Annotated in this window: 13 protein-coding genes and 1 pseudogene; 9 read left to right on the top strand and 5 right to left on the bottom strand. The window is 36.3% G+C overall.

The features are described 5' to 3' along the window. Positions 1–107 precede the first annotated feature (107 nt). Entirely contained in the window at positions 108–878 is a 771-nt protein-coding gene (locus CXF71_RS12675; RefSeq protein WP_198559882.1) for a MipA/OmpV family protein, read from the bottom strand. 489 nt (positions 879–1,367) lie between these two features. Here CXF71_RS12675 and CXF71_RS12670 point away from each other — a divergent pair, with 489 nt between their 5' ends. Continuing rightward, positions 1,368–1,562, top strand: coding sequence for a TetR/AcrR family transcriptional regulator (locus tag CXF71_RS12670; protein ID WP_232771468.1), 195 nt, complete (start codon positions 1,368–1,370; stop codon positions 1,560–1,562). Positions 1,563–1,668: 106 nt separating this feature from the next. On the opposite strand, the gene CXF71_RS12665 is transcribed toward CXF71_RS12670, so the two are convergent. From CXF71_RS12665 to CXF71_RS12655, 3 genes are all read right to left on the bottom strand, one after another. Continuing rightward, positions 1,669–2,001 (bottom strand): response regulator, encoded by a 333-nt coding sequence (locus CXF71_RS12665; protein WP_101233308.1) that lies wholly within the window; start codon positions 1,999–2,001, stop codon positions 1,669–1,671. A gap of 15 nt (positions 2,002–2,016) precedes the next feature. Beyond that, the gene (locus CXF71_RS12660) at positions 2,017–3,843 is read right to left on the bottom strand and encodes a PAS domain-containing sensor histidine kinase (RefSeq protein ID WP_101233307.1); all 1,827 of its coding nucleotides are present in this window, start codon (positions 3,841–3,843) and stop codon (positions 2,017–2,019) included. 69 nt (positions 3,844–3,912) lie between these two features. Beyond that, entirely contained in the window at positions 3,913–4,491 is a 579-nt protein-coding gene (locus tag CXF71_RS12655; RefSeq protein ID WP_101233306.1) for a response regulator, read from the bottom strand. A 323-nt stretch (positions 4,492–4,814) separates the two neighbouring features. Here CXF71_RS12655 and CXF71_RS12650 point away from each other — a divergent pair, with 323 nt between their 5' ends. From CXF71_RS12650 to CXF71_RS12625, 7 genes are all read left to right on the top strand, one after another. Further along, entirely contained in the window at positions 4,815–6,218 is a 1,404-nt protein-coding gene (locus tag CXF71_RS12650) for a cache domain-containing protein (protein WP_101233305.1), read from the top strand. A 59-nt stretch (positions 6,219–6,277) separates the two neighbouring features. Continuing rightward, positions 6,278–7,129 carry a methyl-accepting chemotaxis protein gene (locus CXF71_RS12645; RefSeq protein WP_101233304.1) on the top strand — a complete coding sequence of 284 codons (852 nt, stop codon included), beginning with the start codon at positions 6,278–6,280 and terminating at the stop codon, positions 7,127–7,129. Between the two features lie 356 nt (positions 7,130–7,485). After that, complete coding sequence (locus tag CXF71_RS12640; protein WP_101233303.1) at positions 7,486–8,649, top strand: hypothetical protein; 1,164 nt, start codon at positions 7,486–7,488, stop codon at positions 8,647–8,649. A 691-nt stretch (positions 8,650–9,340) separates the two neighbouring features. Beyond that, positions 9,341–13,249, top strand: a complete 3,909-nt coding sequence (locus tag CXF71_RS12635) for a response regulator (RefSeq protein WP_101233302.1) — start codon at positions 9,341–9,343, stop codon at positions 13,247–13,249. 448 nt (positions 13,250–13,697) lie between these two features. Then, on the top strand, positions 13,698–14,018 hold the full coding sequence (locus CXF71_RS21680) for a recombinase family protein (RefSeq protein WP_232771467.1): 321 nt from the start codon (positions 13,698–13,700) through the stop codon (positions 14,016–14,018). 44 nt (positions 14,019–14,062) lie between these two features. Beyond that, the gene (locus CXF71_RS21675; protein ID WP_232771466.1) at positions 14,063–14,314 is read left to right on the top strand and encodes a hypothetical protein; all 252 of its coding nucleotides are present in this window, start codon (positions 14,063–14,065) and stop codon (positions 14,312–14,314) included. Between the two features lie 1,121 nt (positions 14,315–15,435). After that, positions 15,436–17,241, top strand: coding sequence for an ABC transporter ATP-binding protein/permease (locus CXF71_RS12625; protein ID WP_101233301.1), 1,806 nt, complete (start codon positions 15,436–15,438; stop codon positions 17,239–17,241). 173 nt (positions 17,242–17,414) lie between these two features. Here CXF71_RS12625 and yihA read toward each other — a convergent pair whose 3' ends face one another. Then, positions 17,415–18,089 carry a ribosome biogenesis GTP-binding protein YihA/YsxC gene (gene yihA / locus CXF71_RS12620; RefSeq protein ID WP_101233387.1) on the bottom strand — a complete coding sequence of 225 codons (675 nt, stop codon included), beginning with the start codon at positions 18,087–18,089 and terminating at the stop codon, positions 17,415–17,417. Between the two features lie 246 nt (positions 18,090–18,335). Between yihA and CXF71_RS21670 the strand changes: the two are divergent. Further along, positions 18,336–18,617 (top strand): annotated as a pseudogene (locus CXF71_RS21670) (c-type cytochrome); the annotation flags it as partial. Positions 18,618–18,628 lie beyond the last annotated feature (11 nt).

Raw genomic sequence — 18,628 nt, 5'->3', positions numbered from 1 at the left:
TAAGATTTGCTAATAGCCCATTATTCGCATCACTTTCACCTATTGTTAGGAGTAATAAGATACATACTGGAATGACTAACAGGTCTGGTATGGCATAAATAATTAGGTTAAAAGAATTTACTAAACAAAAGGCGAGCACTTAAATTAGTCTTGTCTTGCACCAATGGGCTATCGGTTATTGATGAATCATACCAAGTATAATCAAGGGCTAATTGAGTAAAACCTCCAAGTAATATTGGTGTAGCAACTGAAAACCCGATAGTTGTGTTAACGGCAGAACTTCCTTGATATTGGTAGGTATTATTATTGACTTCGTTTTCGTTGACCCCGTAATAGTAATTAACATTGTTATCATCTAAATAACTAATACTGATACTAGGCTCGAAGAATATAGGGCCAGCGCTAAAGACTTTAGATAAGTTGGTTTTTGCTTCAAACCCTTTAGAGCGACCTAGCACATCAAACATACTTGATAGGCCAATTTTCCAGTTATTTTTTTCGTAAGTTAAACCTATGCCTGCATCCATAGAAAACTTTCTATCTGTCATATTCTCAAAAATATAACTATCTGAGTCATCAAAACCTTGAAAGCGTGGTGCTGCTTGTAGCGTTATTTCTAAATCAGAAAACTGTATAGCGTCATAACTAATAAAAGGGCCTAATACTCTAAAATTTTCTCCGCGATAGCCTAATATAGGTAAAGGGATAAAACGATAATTGTAGCCCTTGTATATTTCTTGGTTGATACCGATTCCTAAGCCATATAAATAACCTATAGGTTCAACTTGTTCACGTGCATTACCTCTGTTTTCTTTCGATAATACACTTGTGCTGATTATTGTACTCAGAAAAAATATCGCCAAAAATTTTATATTCATTGTTATCCTTCATTAACTTTTACGGTTATACGATTACTGTTCTTAAGGAGATCACTACCAAACATTACAAAATATCTAAAATAAATATAGAAAAATAAAGCCTAAACTAAATAAATGCCTCTGATTAACATAGGGTGATAATTCTTCCTTTAACCCCAAGGTTTCCTGTTAACTGCATGCTTTTTGTCGGAAGAGCTGTAATTTTAAGTCTCTATAACCGCTGTTGGTGACAAAGCGGACTATTTAAGGAGATAAATTCAAAGTGGTAAAAAGTTAAACTGGTTAACCGAGTTTTCACTCTGATACTTTATTACTCCCCCCTACACCTATATGGCTAAAAGCAAACACTCGCCATTATCCACTTAGTATTACTTGTCATACTTTTGATTTATCGCAATTATTGATTCCATTTACCAGAAAGCTATAGCTGTAGGCTAAGACTTGTTATACAGTTCTTTTCTCAACTAAAAATGATGTTATGAGGTATCTGTGCAGGAAAAGAAAGAATCAGTCGGACAAATTCGCCAAAAGAATGTGGCGCTTATTTTAACTGCGGCTAAAACAGAATTTGTAACCCAAGGTTTTAAAGGCGCATCCATTAAGCGTATTGCCGAACGAGCAAGTATCCCAAGAGCAAACATTCATTATTATTTCGATGATAAAACTGACCTTTACCAACAATGACTCACCGAGATTATTGTCAGCTGGAATACCAGCTTTGATACTTTAAGTATTGATGATGACCCTAAAACGACACTTAGCGGGAACATAGCCATCATATTAATTGTTCTTAGTTATTTTTAATAATGTACTCTTTAATTTCAGCCAACCTAAAGGGCTTTTCAATCTTATCTTCAAAGCATTTATCTAGTGTTACATCAAGTTCGCCGGTGATTAGTATTTTCTTCGATATACAAGTTATTGCTTTAGCTACATCTACCCCTGTTTGTTTTTTTAAGCGGTAATCAATAAATATCATATCTGGCTTTGTATTATTGCAATACTCAATGGCTGGGCCTTCATCAGTAAAAACAGTAATATTTATCTCATCTGAGTGTAAATATTCTTTGAATAGCTGACAAAGTACTTCTTCATCATCTATATAAACAACGTTAATTGGCATGATTTTTATTAACTCTTATTTTAGTTTTGGGAAATCAACAATAAAGCATGTATTTTCATTGTTGTTATCTATTGATATTTTTGCCCCGTGACTATCTAATATTCCTTTCACAATAGATAGACCTAGACCCGTGCCTTCAGTTGAATCCTTTGATGTTATAAAAGGTTCAAATATTGAAACCTGTTCGTCTAATGGTACCCCTAGACCAGCATCAGTAATAGAAATGCTATAGTGTAGTTTAGTTTCTGTCACTGATATATCAATCCATTTATCAGAAAGTGCTGATACCGCATCTATCGCGTTATTGACCAAGTTTACAATCACTTGTTCTATTTCTATTTCATTACATAGAATTTGACTATTTTCGATATGATTGCATTGTAATTTAACGAGTCGATGAGCTAATTTAGGGGTAGTGAGTATGACCGCTTCATTAATAATATTTGTCAGAGAAGCGGAAGTATATTCACTTTTTACATCGCTTCTAGAGAACCTTTTAAGGCTTTTAACTATATGCTGAATTCGATCACAAGACTTTAAAATTGCCGTTGATTTTTCAAATATATCTTCAGGAGACGATTTTACACGAGTTAATTGTAATAATTCAGCGAAGCCAGAGATAGCAGCTAAGGGATTATTAATCTCATGAGCAATACTTGCGGACAACTCTCCAAGTGCTGAAAATTTAGCACTAATAATGCTTTTGTGTCTTTCTTGGTTATATTTTATTTCAATAAGTTTACGTTCATGAATATCTTGAATCGTCCCTGATAGAGTGACAATTTTTCCATCTTTATAGTTTGCTTTACCATTGGTATATATCCATTTTATATTGCCTGTAGGTGTACTTGCTTGTAGCTCTAACGCATAAGGTTCGCCAAACTCTAAAGCTCGATTCACCGCTTTCTCAATGATGGGCTGATCGGTAGTAATGAATAACTGTAACCCTTCAGGTAGTAATGGCGTTAACCCATCAACTTGTTCAACTTCTAATATTCTAAAAGTCTCATCTGTCCACGATAGAACCCCCGTAGCTGCATTCATTTCCCAGCCACCAATCTTTGCTACTGCACTGGTCTCACTCAATATTTCAAGAGCCTTTACGCGGTTATGTTCACTATTTACCTTGTCAGTGATATCTTGTCTTATTGCAATGTAATTAACTATTTGATTACTATTATCAAATATAGGGATTAAAATACTTTGTACGAAAAAGTCATCCCCATTTTTCTTACGATTTTTGATTGTTCCAGACCAAACTTTACCGGAAGAAATTGTTTTCCATATAGCGCTAAAGAATGCGGTTGGATGATAATCCGAATTAATTAATTTATGTGTGTTACCTAATAATTCTTCTTCGGAATATCCTGATATTTCACAAAACTTTCTGTTTACTTTAGTTATAACGCCTCGCATATCTGTTTCAGCATAAACAGTTTCTTGCTCTAACGCGTTTTGTAAATAGCTAAGCTTACTTTGAACTTTTATTTGTTGTGTAATATCACGAGCAACGCAATATACAAGCCCTGAATCAGGATCGATATAACTGTTCCATGAAAAAGTGACATAATGGTTGTTTTTGTGTCTATATCTATTTTCAAAGGATAAAGAGTCTAGCTCTGAACCTAGCTGTTCAAATTCTCTAATTGTTCTATCAACATCATCCGGGTGTATAAAGTCAATAACAGGGCTGGAGAGTAACTCTTCTTCTTTATATCCTAATGCCCGACTAAATGATGGATTCACCGTTTGAAAATATCTCGCTTTGTTAACCACACACAGCATATCAATAGATAGTTTGAAGAATTGCTCATAGATGTTATTTTTTGCATTAATTGGCATGGCTATACTTCTATGTAAAAGAATCAGGTAATAGTAATAAAAAAGACATGTTCAGCTTTTTCTTGACGTTTATATCGAAGGCCTTTTTTGCTCGATAAATCCCTCAATAGTTTTTTGTAAAAGCGTAAAGTCTAGTGGTTTCCCAAAGCAAGTTTTAGCCCCTAATTCGACTATCCTTTTCACATTATCATCTGTTAGTAAACCTGTCATTGCAATCACTATAATATTTGCTGTGGATGGTGCGCTTTTAATGCGGTGGCAAATAGAAAATCCATTAATACCAGCCATCATTAAATCGAGCATCACCAAGTCAGGCTTAAAAGTATGGAGTAGTTCACCTGCATCAAAAGGACTGTACGCCATTTTTATTTTAGTCTGAGGGAAAAGGCTTTGTAAAAATTGCGTAAGCATATCAGCAAACTCTTTATCATCCTCAATGATCAAAATAGAAAAAGTATTTTTAGTGCTTGAATTAGGTTGAGACATCAAGAATAAGATATCGTTTTTGTCGAATCGTCTATGTCCACCGGGAGTCGTAATGAAAGGCAAGCGACCAATTTGAGCCCAATGACGAATAGTTGTTGGTGCAACATGCAGTAGTTTTGCCGCTTCTGGGGGTGTTAAAAGTGATTTATCACTTATATTCAATTCAATTATCCTTATGAAATCAAGTTATTCCTAATATAACAGTAAATGACTCGTACATATTGTCGTAATTCCATTTAACTTGATTTCTATCGTACTTATATAATAAAGTCATTTTAGCGTTTTTGTCGCTTTATTGCGTTCAGTGAGGTACTGTGTAAAACAAATGTAAGCTCATGTACTAGCAAATAATATCAAGAAGAAAGTAAAGTAGTTAACCATGGCAAAGGTAAACATATTAGCTGGATAAGTTGCAATATTATTACTATCAGCGATGCCTCTAAGAATTACTTGTCCATATTTTGTTGTCTTAATTGAGTATATTTATGAGTTTTAAAATACGTATTTTGTTGAGTATGGTAGCAGCTGTGCTAACAGCAAGTATTGCAGTAGTGGTTCTAATTACAAGTATGTCGATTGCTGAATTAGAGAACAATATCCATAAAGAATCGCAACGCGATTTAATCGCCAAACGAGAGTCAATTACCTCACAGATTAAAGGTTATTTTGCTCATATACAAAAGCAAATTATTACTTTATCTGCTAATACCCAAACAGAGTTAGCGGCCAAGGCATTCATTACTAGTTTTAATGCCTATGAGTTAGAGCGAAATAACTTATCAATAGATAGTATCAATGGCACTCTTCAACGTTATTATACCGATGAATTTGGCAAGAAATTTGGTGTTTTAAATGTTAAAGAGATAGCGACTAAACCGTTATATGAAAATCTAAGTAACACCACTAAATTATTACAATATGACTTTATTGGTAATAATCCTAATAGTTTGGGGGAAAAGGATAAATTAACGTTACCTGAAGGTGACACAAGTTATGCCAAAGTACATCAGCGTTATCATCCAGATTTTCAATTTTTTCTACAACAGTTTAATTTTTACGATGTTTTTATTGTCGATAGTGCCTCCGGCAATATTATCTATAGTGTTTTTAAAGAACTCGATTATGCCACCAATCTAGTGAATGGCCCTTATGCTCAAACGGGCATTGCTGAAGCTTTTAATAAAGCTAAAAACTTATCTAAGAATGAAACCTATATTTCAGATTTTAAGAATTATTTACCTTCTTATAACGGTAAAGCGAGCTTTATTGCTAGCCCTATTGAAATAGATGGCGAGCAAAAGGCTATTTTAATTTTTCAAATGCCTATAGCAGAAATAAATAGCATTATGACTCACAAAAATGATTGGAAAAATAAAGGCTTTGGTGAGAATGGTGAAACTTATTTAGTTGGTAATGAAAGAACTTTACTTAATGAGAGCCGCTTTTTTGTTGAAGATAAGCAAGGGTATTTAGCCGTTATTAAGAAAGACTCCCCATCAACTGCGAATTCAATTAAACGCCAAAATACCACAGTAGGTATACAAACGGTTAATGGCTTAGCTTCAGAGTCAGCACTTAAGGGTAAAAAAGGGTTTACCGTATTAGATGATTATCGGGGGGAGTCGGTTTTATCAGCTTATGGTCCAATTCAATATGGTACACATACCTTAGCATTGCTTTCAGAGGTTGATGAAGCCGAAGCTTATCGTGCAATCGGTGTGCTTAGTGGGCGCATATGGCAGTCGGCGGTGATAGTGATATTGATTTTAGCTTTCATTACGTTATTACTAGGGTACTGGTTGTCTGTCATTTTAACCAAACCTATTAATAAACTTGGCGATGAAGTTACCAAACTGAATAGTGGTGATGCTGATTTAAATGTGTATTAAAAGATTGTGGTATAACTGAAATTGATAAAGTAACCCAGAACTTTAATCGTTTCTTATTAATGATGAAGGGTATTGTTGATTCAATAAAGATAAACGCTGAAAGTATTGCGGCGTCTAGCGCTCAGCTAAGCGCGACCACGGAACAAACAAATAAATCAGCATATGACCAACAAGCTCAGTCTCATGAAATTAATGAAGCCTTAAGCCAGTTTTATCTCGCGATTAAAGAGGTAGCTGAAAGCTCAGTTGATGCTTCGAATCAAACATCACAAGCTAAAGAAATGACAGAAGAAAATAGTGAACGAGCGAATTTAGCGAAAAATAATATTAAGCTCTTGGTTGAAGAGGTTACTCAATCAACAGAAACGCTCAGTCATTTACAAGAGAAAGTTGACAGTATTAATGATGTGCTAAATGTTATTACATCAATAGCTGAGCAAACTAACCTTTTGGCACTTAATGCTGCAATAGAGGCTGCTAGAGCTGGAGAGCATGGTCGAGGTTTTGCTGTTGTTGCAGACGAAGTTAGACAACTTGCGACTAGGACACAGCAAAGCACCGTTGAGATTCAACAAAATATTGGTTCACTCACTGCTGTCGCTGGCGAAGCCGTTAACTCAATGGAACGTGCTTCTATTTCGGCTCAGGGTGGTATTCAATTATTTGATGAAGTAACTGCTTCTTTAGATGGTTTGTTAATGGGGGTTAAAGAGTTAGATAAAATTAATCTTACGGTAGCCTCTGCGAGCGAAGAGCAACAATATACTTGCGATTCAATCTTACAAAACATGCAACAGGTGGAGCAGTCAGCAACCGAGTTATTTTCTGCATCAAAAGAAGTGTCCAGTGCAAGTCTTACCTTGTCGGGTATTGCAAGTGATTTACAAGAGCAAGTGACTCGTTTTAAATAATCTTGTGATGTTATTAAACACGTTATTCAATGAGCAACTTAGGTGGCATCAGTGACGGTTAGATCTAACTCGCTTACGGGGGCACAATGACATAGATTTTTCATCACTAAATGCAGATATTGATGATTATATTGAATGGGCTGATGGTGGCCTCTTACAGTTAATGAGTAGTACTGACAACATCAAAGACTATTTAATGTTGTGCAATTTATGGTGAATTACCTTTTTATAAATTTAAAGGTGGGGCTACTAGTTACTATTATTAAGAGTAAATTAAACTACTGGAGGCCGATACACGTACCGGCTAGTACCTATTATTCTTGTCTATTTATAATTAATTATAGGCTTTATTTTATATGAATTTTTTGTCTTTTTTTTCACTCGTTGTGAGTATGTTATCACTCTCGTCAGTTGCCTCAGAACAACAGAGGGCAGAGGTTGATAGCAATAATACGCCAGTTGAAATTTCTGCTGACAAGAAAGCAGATGAAAAAAAATCGGCATGGTTATTTACCCCATTAATTTCTTCTGATCCTAAGTTGAGTACTACGATTGGCTTAATGTCTGGGTATCTTAAGGCATTTGATAAGGAGTCTCCAGATTCAATGTTTGGCCTTATAGGTAACTATTCAAATACTGATTCCTACACCTTAGTGGGTTTTGGTAAAGCATATTTTGATAAAAATAATCAACGTATCACTGCTGCTATTGTGCGTGGTGAAATTAATAACGACTATGATGATTTTTTAGGTTCAGGTTACCCGCTAAAAACCCAAGATTCTATTTCAGTCAATTATGCAAATTGGTCATATAGAGTTTACGATGACTGGTTTATTGGTATTCAAGGCGTAAGTACTAATTATGCTATTTATAGTCTGGATGATATCCCTTCGATAAATACCAATATCAATAATTACACCATCACAAATAGATCGAATAATACAACGTCATTAGAGCAAGTTGCCGGTTTTACATCTCAGGGGCTAGGAATAAATATTGAGTTTGATAGTCGAAACCGTCCTCGTTCCGCAACTTCAGGGCAATTTTTTAAATTTGGTAATATCGCCTATAGAAAAAGCCTAGATGGAGACGAAAGTTTTGATAGTTATAGAACGCAATATAATTATTATCTTGGTCATGGTGATAACCACGTACTTGCGATTAATGCTACAGGTCAATATACCTCAGGTGCGCCACCTGCGGCTTATGCCTCTATAAGTATTAAAGGTTATACCTCAGGCCAATATTTAGCGCCGTATGTAAGTTCTCTACAAATTGACGAGCGATATAGCTTCAATGATAAGTGGGGCATGATAGCTTATGCCGCAGTAGCTTGTTTACATGGTAAAACAAAACGAGAATCATTGTCATGTTCTGACAGTAAAAACATCTTTCCATCAGTATCGCTAGGTATGTCTTACGCGATAAAACCTGACGCAGGTGTGATTGTTAGGATGGAAGGAGCAATAGGCAAAGATGATAATAAAGGCTTTTATATGTCTTTAGGTCACCCTTTCTAGCCTGAAAAGCAAGTGATGGGTGTTAGTCAGAAACGTTAAAGACGAGAACTCAGCGTTCCCCGTAATTAGCGGCTATTCCTATAGGGTATTGTTTATAGTTTCTCTCTCGCGAGGGGGAATTAGCCAGATAGAATATATATTCTACTGTCTATTATCCTTGAAGGTAGAGAAGGTAAAAGTGCTTCGGTTAGGTAATACTCAACAAAAAAACCGTTAAAGCTTTTACTTAAGCTGACTTATCGTTCAGCTCGCTAATTTAAATGAAAGCCTCGGCAGTAATGTAGGGGCTTTTGTTCTAGATTGGGGAGGAATCACGACTCTATTTTTTGACTAAAATTCTTGTGGTAAAAATAAATCCACGGTCAAAAATAAGCTGGTTAGACGTTTTTAGGCGACTATTTAGTTGAGGTAATTGGTCGGTTAAAATGTACTCTATTTTCCTGATAGAACGTTTAAAGAAATAAATCATTAATGGCATGAGTGCCAGTTTACTCTGATGATAAGTAGAACTGATGATAAGTAGAACTGATGATAAGTAGAACTGATGATAAGTAGAACTGATGATAAATATGAAATATAGTGGACCTACACAGGTTAAAAACCAAGCTTTTTCAATAACTTAATTCGATTCACAACTAAAATTATCGTTGTATATGAACGTCAGAACATTAAAAGGATAATATTAAGGCTTATGGCAGTTATTAAAGTGCTACAACAAAAAATTAAACGGCGAAACCTGTTAGCGACTTCGCTTATTGCTATTTTGGTAACAGTTTCCTTTTTGAGCTTAATGGGATTATTTAAACAGCAAGACAAAGATGCCGAAGTTATTAATATCGCTGGTAAACAACGAATGTTGTCTCAAAAAATTGCCTTGCTTTCTTATCAGCAATACCAAGGTTTAATGGCTGATAATGTTGATGAAAACATCCAAAAGCACTTGATTCAAACAGCCAATACATTTAGTACTAATCAAAATGTATTATCTGAACTCGTGGTAAATGAATCAAACTCTTTTCCTAAAGAAGTGTCTTTATTGTATTTTAATGCACCCTATTATCTTAATAAAAGAGTTAACCTTTACGCTAAAAGTGCCATTGAACTGAGTGAAATTCAAGATATTGATAGAGCAACACGGTTGATGGAAAGACAATTTTCTCGTGAAGGAGTTGAACAGTTATTAGCGAATCTTGATCGCACGGTAACAAAAATTGAACGGCATGTTAAGCAGCGCATCACCTCTATTTATATAGTTGTTGTGAGTTTATGGTTAGCTACGATAATATTACTGATCGCTATTAGTTTTTTTATTTTTCGTCCTTTACAAAGACTCATCAGTCAAAACTACCAAGAGCTATTTATTGCCAAACAAAAAAGTGCTGAATTAACACTTGCGATGAATAAACATGCGATTGTCTTCCGAATAGACATGGATAAAAATGGTACTGTTACCGACGTTAACCAGCGATTTATTGATTTTTATTGTTATAGAGAAGAGGAAATCATTGGCCGAAGCGTGTTTGATATATGCGGAGAGAGTTATCCTTTAGAATATTATAAAGATGTTTTTAAAAAGTGTTTAGCGGATGAGTATTGGCATGGTGAATCGATTAATAAAATTAAGGGGGGGCGAGAATTGTGGTTAAATACCACAATAGTTCCACTGTTAAATGTTGAAGATAAAATTGAGTCATTTATCATCATTCAAAGCGATATTAGCGATATTAAGCAAACTGAACTAGCACTCAATCATTTGCATCAAATCACTTCCGATGTAGACAAAACACTCAATGAAAAAATTCAAGATATATTGATACTTGGTAAACAAATATTTAATTTACCCTTAGCCTTGATCAGCCAAATTCATGATCAAGAATATCGAGTTATGTATTGCCATACTCCCAATCAAGAAATTAATCCTGGTGATAAGTTTGAATTAGGAAGTACTTATTGTTGCCATACCCTAAAAGCAGACAATCCTATCGCCTTTCACCAGGCAGGTAAAAGTGAAATAAAAGAGCACCCGTGTTATCACGCTTTTGGTTTAGAAAGTTATATTGGCGTACCGTTAGTGGTGGAAGGTCACCGATATGGTACGCTAAATTTTTCAGGCCCAGAGCCATCACCTAAACCATTTACCGATCGTGAGTTAGAATTAATTCAATTATTCTCTTATTGGATAAGCGCCGAATTAACTCGAGCTAACCATCAAAATAAATTGATATCACAACAATCAATAATGGAGCAAATGGCGCAACAAGCACGTATCGGCGCTTGGGAAATTGATATGGTTAATAATAGTCTTTTTTGGTCAGACATGACAAAAGAGATACATGAATTGCCAAGTGATTATCAACCTGAATTAGCGACAGCTATTAACTTTTATAAAGAGGGAGAAAGTCGAGAAACCATCGAGATATTAATAAAAAAATGTATTAGTGAGGGAAAATCCTTCGAACAAGAGCTCCAACTTATTACGGCAAAAGGCAATGAAGTTTGGGTGTCAGCTCGCGGCCAGTCAGATTTTGAAAATGGGCAGTGCATTCGATTGTTTGGCTCGTTTCAAGACATTACCGACAAAATGAGTGCACAACATAAAATAGCAGCACATAGTCAACGTATCACTTTAGCGGCAGATTCTGCAGGTATTGGGATCTGGGAATTAAATCTCATCACGGATGAATTGAAATGGGATGACTGGATGTTTAAGCTGTATGGCATTACACCTGATACATTTTCTGGTGCTTATGAGTCATGGGAGCACGGGTTACATCCTGAAGATATCAAGAGAACAACTGAGCAGTTACGACAAGCCATTAAAGATCGTTGTAAGTTTGATTCTCAATTTAGAATTATTTGGCCAGATGGAAAAATAAAACACATCAAAGCGGCGGCAATTCTTAGTTTTGATGATGACAAAAAACCTATTTCAATGATAGGGGTGAACTATGACATTACCGAAACAATTGAAAATGAAATAGCGCTAACCAAAGCTAAAGAGCAAGCAGAAATAGCTGTTAGGGCCAAGAATGAATTTTTTGCCAGCATGAGTCATGAAATCAGAACACCGATGAATGGCGTTATTGGCATGCTTGATTTAGTCAAAGAATCACCGCTAAATCAAGAACAACAACATCGTATTGGAATCGCCGAGCAAAGCGCCAAATCACTGTTATCATTGATTAATGACGTGTTGGACTTCTCAAAAATTGATGCTAATCAATTAGAACTTGAAAATATCAGTTTTAATCTGCGTGAAATGGCAGGTGACTTGGCTGAGGCCTTCGCACAACAAACGCAACATAAAAATTTAGAATTAATACTGGATCTTGTTGATATCGAAGAATCTCTAGTGAAGGGAGATTCTAACCGCATCCGTCAAATATTCACAAATTTGTTGGCGAATGCAATTAAGTTTACCGAGCAGGGTGAAGTCACTATTCGCATTAGTCAGCAGGAATACTCACCAAGCCATTGGCGTATTATTGTTGCGGTGTCTGATACCGGCATTGGTATTTCAAAAGATAAACAAGACAGTTTATTTGAGGCATTCAGCCAGGTAGACGCTTCAACTACGAGAAAATATGGTGGAACGGGTCTTGGGCTCGCTATCGTTAAAAAGTTGTGTTTGTGTATGCAGGGGAGTGTGAGCGTAGAAAGTATTGAGGGTCAAGGAAGCACTTTTAGTTGCGAGTTAATCATAGAAAAATCGCCTAATTCTTTACAGTCTCTTCCGATAAAAGAATTACAAGGTAAACGAGTGCTTATTGTTGAAAATAATCACGCTTGTGGTGACATGATTAAGCGACAACTGCTTGCTTGGCACATTGATGCTCACCTGATGACAAGTGGTAAGCATGCATTGTCTGTATTAACAGAATCGTCAGAGAATTCTTGTTTTGATCTTATGATACTAAACCGTCAGATAACTGATATAGATGCTTTGTCCTTAGTAAAAACGCTTCGCTCTTCTTCATTATTAGATCAACTAAAGATAATATTTATGACGCCAATGGCTACCCAGCATGATTTAATTGATTGCACCCAAATTGGCATTGATGGTCACTTCCCTAAACCCGTGATTACAAAAAATTTGCATCAAGCTTTAAATAGCTTAATAGATACGTTCGAAAAAAATAAAGCGAGTAATACCGTGACACAAGACATAGCAAAACCTGAAGATACCGACACGGATTGGTTACAAGGAATTAAGTTATTACTCGTTGAAGATAATCGAATCAATCAGATGGTTGCTATGGGGATGTTAAAGAAAATAGGCTTGAGTCAATGCGTTATTGCCGTCAATGGTCGAGATGCGCTTGAAAAACTTAACTCAAGTGATGACAGCCAGCCTTTTGATTTTATTTTTATGGATTGTCAAATGCCTGAAATGGATGGTTACGAAGCAACAACGTTAATTCGTGCCGGTAAAGCTGGAGAAAGGTATCAAGATATTTCAATTGTGGCGATGACAGCTAATGCGATGCTCGGTGATAAAGAAAAATGTTTAGATGCAGGTATGGATGATTACTTGGTTAAGCCAATTAATAAAGATCGAGTACTCGATACCTTAAAACAATTTTTGAATAAAGGGCATTGATTTAATTGGTGAGTACCTTACCTTTTTATACGTAGCGAGTCAGGCATATTCTATCAGCTGACTTAATTGAGGGTTTATATGAGAACAAAATAACTGGCGTACCATGGAGAAAAATTAGGTACTGTATTTAAATGTGTTAAATGATTAAGTTAATGACATTGTTGTGGTAGGAGCTGAAGTATTGATTTAGTCACTCGTAGCTTACGAAATGCGCAAAAAGTGACCATGTTTTCTAAGGCGGAATGTGCCCATAGCGCCACAGAAACTTATTCAAAGCGACTAATTTGAACAAAGTGGAACTATCAATCAACTATGAGCTAGTGATAACTATTTTTAACATCATATCAGTATAAAAAACCTATCAATTAATGTTGTCAGAATATTGGTTGATAGTTTATCAATAATCATTAAGCTGCCTGTATTCATTGATAAAAAATAGTGAGTTGTTATGAATACAAGAATTTATTTAAGAGCATCAACTAAAGAGCCAGATGCAAATAGAGCTATGCAATTACTGACAGAATTCTGCAAAGCGCATAAGCTAGAAATAGCTGACAAGTACATTGAAAGCTTCTCTGGAACTAAACTCAATAGACCTCAATTAAACAAGCTATTAGATGAATCAGAACAAGGTGAAATCTTACTTGTTGAAAGTGTAGATAGACTATCGAGATTACCTATGAGTGACTGGGAGAAACTAAAAGCTATCATCAGTGATAAAGGGCTTAAGCTTGTCGTTGTTGATCTTCCTACTACCCTACTCTTTTGAGTTCTGATGATATCACCGCTAGCATATTATCGATTATCAATAACATGCTTTTAGATCTTATGGCGACAATGGCTCGTATTGATAACGACAAGCGCATAGAACGAATCAAACAAGGACAACAGCGTGCTATAAGTGCAGGTAAAAAGATTGGCGGAAGTACTAAGAACCAAGAGATTAGAGCTAAGGTACTTTCATACTTAAACAAAAACCTTACTGCTGAAGAAGTAGCAAAAATATCAGAGTGTGGCGTTGCTACAGTCTACCGTATTAAAAAGGAATTAAAGCTTAAAAAGTAGTGGCCAAGTTCATTATGCCACTACAATGTTGCGATTATTGAGGAAGCAAATTTTGACAACAACGACGGTTTAGGTGTCGATACGGGTAATGGTGACTCAAACTGGGGTCAGATTGATAATATAAGTAGCGATGAGTGGCTTTCATTTACCTCAACTAACGGAACAATAAAAGGTTTTTATTTTTCATTATTCGATACAACTGAACAATTACGTATTATAGGCTCTAATACTCAGAATTTCTTTGATGACTCTGGGTGGACCGATTTAGTGGCAGATGGTGGCGTTGATGGTGTAAATGGTCTTCCTGTAAGTCGACAAAGAAGTATCATACTTCACATGCTTACTATGCCAATTCTTTGGTGTTTTCTGGAAAAAGCAACCGGTCATAAGTAACATACAAATTTAGACGGCATAGAATTTCAGCAAAATACTGTGACAATAAAACATCATACTTTAGAACCGTTTGGGCAAGTTGCTATGGTTATAATATTTGCTTGTAAAGACGGCTTTTTGAATTTGCAGACATTATTATCCACGAATACTTTATGGCTTCAATTAGCCATTAGTGATCATACGGGAGGTTTATTTCCAAGATTAGGAACAATCACAAAACGTAACTAATATGTTAAATTTTCTCATAAATGATTCGTTTCTCATCATTTATGAATATCCACACACCATAAACGCCTTAATAATGATCTAAATCAAATAAAAAGAGTAACTACTCTAGAAATAGCTTTACTTATATAGAGTTCCTACTCTATAATCACTTTGTTCTTAAGCGAACACTTATTGTAATAATTTTTTGTAGCTTCCCCATAAGCTTATGCCGATGCCTTTCTTGCCTACTTAGTAGTAAAGATAATACCATCGGCTTTTTTCTGTCTAAAATTCAGTGAACATATCTCGATTTTTGATGATGATGCTTTATCTGACAATCCCTTACATATTAACTCCCCTAGGTAAATTTTTTCAGGTTTCCCCTTTGAAAGGTAACTTGCTCTTACATATTTAGATAATGCTATCTAGTTCAACGGTTATGAAAAGCGTAAACTATTGGCAATCACTCATCCGCTAGTCGCTTAACCCACATTATTACTAGCAATAAACTAAGGGATATTATGTCGGAAAAATCCTCAGCCGACTCACTTACAAAATCAGCTTCAAACAAGAATGAGCCAACTAAGAAAGTTGCCATACTCTTTGAACTCATTCAATTTATTCGTCCCTATAAAGGTCACGTATTAGCCGCTTTCATTGCACTAATTTTTACCGCTGCGGTAATGCTGTCTGTGGGTCAAGGAGTTAGAATGCTCATTGATGAGGGTTTTGCTCAACAATCCATTGAGCAATTACAGCAAGCAGTACTCTTTATATTGGCTATTACCGTATTAATTGCTGGGGGGACATTTTCTCGATTTTACTTGGTATCCTGGTTAGGTGAACGGGTTAGTGCTGATATTCGCTTGGCCGTGTTTAATCATGTCATTACCTTGCACCCCAGCTATTTTGAAACCCATGGTAGTGGCGATATTATGTCGCGTATCACCACCGATACTACCTTATTACAGAGTATTATTGGCTCTTCATTTTCTATGGCTATCCGCAGTGTATTAATGCTACTCGGTGCCTTAGTGATGTTATTCGCCACGAATATCAAACTCACTTTTATTGTTTTACTGTCGGTGCCTTTTATCTTGGTGCCAATATTGTTTTATGGTCGTAAGGTAAGAAAATTATCTCGTAAAAGCCAAGATTCAATGGCCGATGTTGGTAGTTATGCTGGCGAAGCAATTGAACATATTAAAACGGTGCAAAGTTATACCCACGAACCCTATGAAAGACTCGCCTTTGGTGAAGAAGTTGAAAAATCATTTAATATTGGTCGCAATCGTATAATGCAGCGTGCGACATTAATTGCCGGTGTTATTATTATTGTTTTTGGCGCCATTACCGGCATGTTATGGGTCGGCGGTAGCGATGTTATTCAAGGTAAAATGAGCGGTGGTGATTTAGGCGCTTTTGTCTTTTATGCCATTTTAGTCGCGTCTTCTTTAGCCACTATTTCAGAAGTTTTAGGTGAGTTACAGCGTGCAGCTGGTGCTACCGAAAGACTAATTGAGATTTTACAGGTTGAAAGCCATATCCTGCCTCCTGTTAAAAATACTATTTCAGCTAAAGATCTCAACGCACAAATTGCCTTTGAAGCGGTAAGTTTTAACTACCCGTCTCGGCCGGATCAAGCGGCAACAAAAATGCTTAACTTAGTCGCTTCGCAAGGAAAGGTATTGGCTTTAGTCGGTCCATCTGGCGCTGGGAAAACAACGCTATTTGAGTTACTACAACGTTTTTATGACCCTCAGTCTGGTCGTATTACCCTAGGCGGTACAGATATACGTCAGCTTGATCCAATAGATCTTCGCCAACAAATGGCTTTAGTGCCTCAACAGCCGGCATTATTTAGCAGTGATGTTTTTCACAATATACGTTACGGCAAACCAGAGGCGAGTGATGAAGAAGTGATTTCGGCGGCTAAAAAAGCCCATGCTCATGAGTTTATAAGCCAATTACCTGAAGGTTATAATAGCTTTTTAGGTGAGCGCGGTGTGCGTCTTTCTGGCGGTCAACGCCAACGTATCGCTATCGCAAGAGCAATATTAAAAGACCCACATATTTTGTTATTAGATGAAGCGACCAGTGCCCTTGATAGTGAAAGTGAGCATCATGTGCAACAAGCATTAGAAGAATTAATGCGTGGCCGCACCACCATTATAATCGCGCACCGATTATCAACAATACAACATGCTGATCAAATTGCGGTATTAGATCAAGGCAGTATAATCGAAATGGGCGATCATCAATCGTTATTGCAGAACTGCGAGTTGTATCAACGGTTAGTGGAATTACAGTTCAAAAAACTAAGCTAGTATCACGGGTAATTATTTAACTTAAGTCTGGTTAAGTCATTACCAAAAAACAGGCACAAAAAAGGGAGAATTGCGTAATGCTTTCTCCCTCTTTAACAGTACGGTTTACTTACTGTACCTTCATATCACTTTGCGCTGCTCTTACTTTATGACAATCTTACTTTACGACAATATTAATCTTCTTCAGTAAATTCATCTGAATCATCAAAGTCATCTTCATCAGGTAGTACATAGTCTTCTGCTTCTTGTTCAAGCCACTCACAAATAATGGCATCAGCTTGTTCTTTGCCCGTATATTTGAGCGAAGAAAAAGCCTGTACTTTAATATCAGCATTTAATGATGCTAACGCTTTTTTCACAGCAAGTACTTCAGAGCTGCGTTTACCTTGTGATAATTTGTCACACTTAGTTAATAAAGCTAATACGGGTAAGTCGCTATCTGCGGCCCACTGTATTAAATCCATGTCTAAGTCTTTCAATGGATGACGGATATCCATTAAAACGACGAGTCCTTTTAGACTCTGACGTTTTTCGAGGTATTCACCCAACGCTTTTTGCCATTTTTTCTTCATGGCTAATGGCACTTGGGCAAAACCATAACCGGGTAAATCGATAAGGCGTCGATTCTCTGCTACTTCAAATACATTGATAAGCTGAGTTCGACCTGGAGTTTTACTAATGCGAGCTAAACCACGCTGATTGGTTAGCGTATTCAAAGCGCTTGATTTACCTGCATTAGAGCGCCCAGCAAAAGCAACTTCAATACCAGAATCAGCCGGTAAACGACGGATATCTGGGGCGCTAATGGTAAAGGCGGCTTTAGTTAAATGTATCTTTGTAGAAGACAAGGGCTTCACTCGTTTAAAATTTTCGCCATTATAGCGTTTTTCTTTCGCTTTTATTATTAAATAAATGCATAAAACAGTGAAATTACGCTTTTTTTTGCTCGATTTTTACTTATCCACTATTACACGGCGCTAATATTCGTGTAAAATGCCGACACATCCATCATACTTTTTTATCATTTTTTAATTAGATAGCTATTATTATGATTCAAACAGCTACGTAATTAATGACAAGCAGAGAGCAACTCAATGAAAAAAATTATCTTTTCGCTATTTGTAGCTTTAAGTTCAGTAAGTGCTGTACAAGCCGCAGATGCAAACGCAGGTAAAGAAAAATCAGGTGCTTGTAGTGCCTGTCACGGTCCTAGCGGCGTTAGTGCAAGTCCTATGTTTCCTAACCTTGCTGGTCAAAATGATGCTTATATCATCAAGCAATTAAAAGATTTTAAGTCAGGCGCTCGTACTGATGCCATGATGGCACCTATGGCGGCTAACTTATCTGATGAAGATATGGCTGATTTAGCCGCTCATTTTTCAAGTTT

Source organism: Colwellia sp. 12G3 (genome assembly GCF_002836775.1).
In the GTDB taxonomy this organism is placed as follows: domain Bacteria; phylum Pseudomonadota; class Gammaproteobacteria; order Enterobacterales; family Alteromonadaceae; genus Colwellia.
The sequence above is the reverse complement of the archived record's forward strand: the minus strand, read 5'-3'. Positions and strand labels throughout refer to the sequence as shown.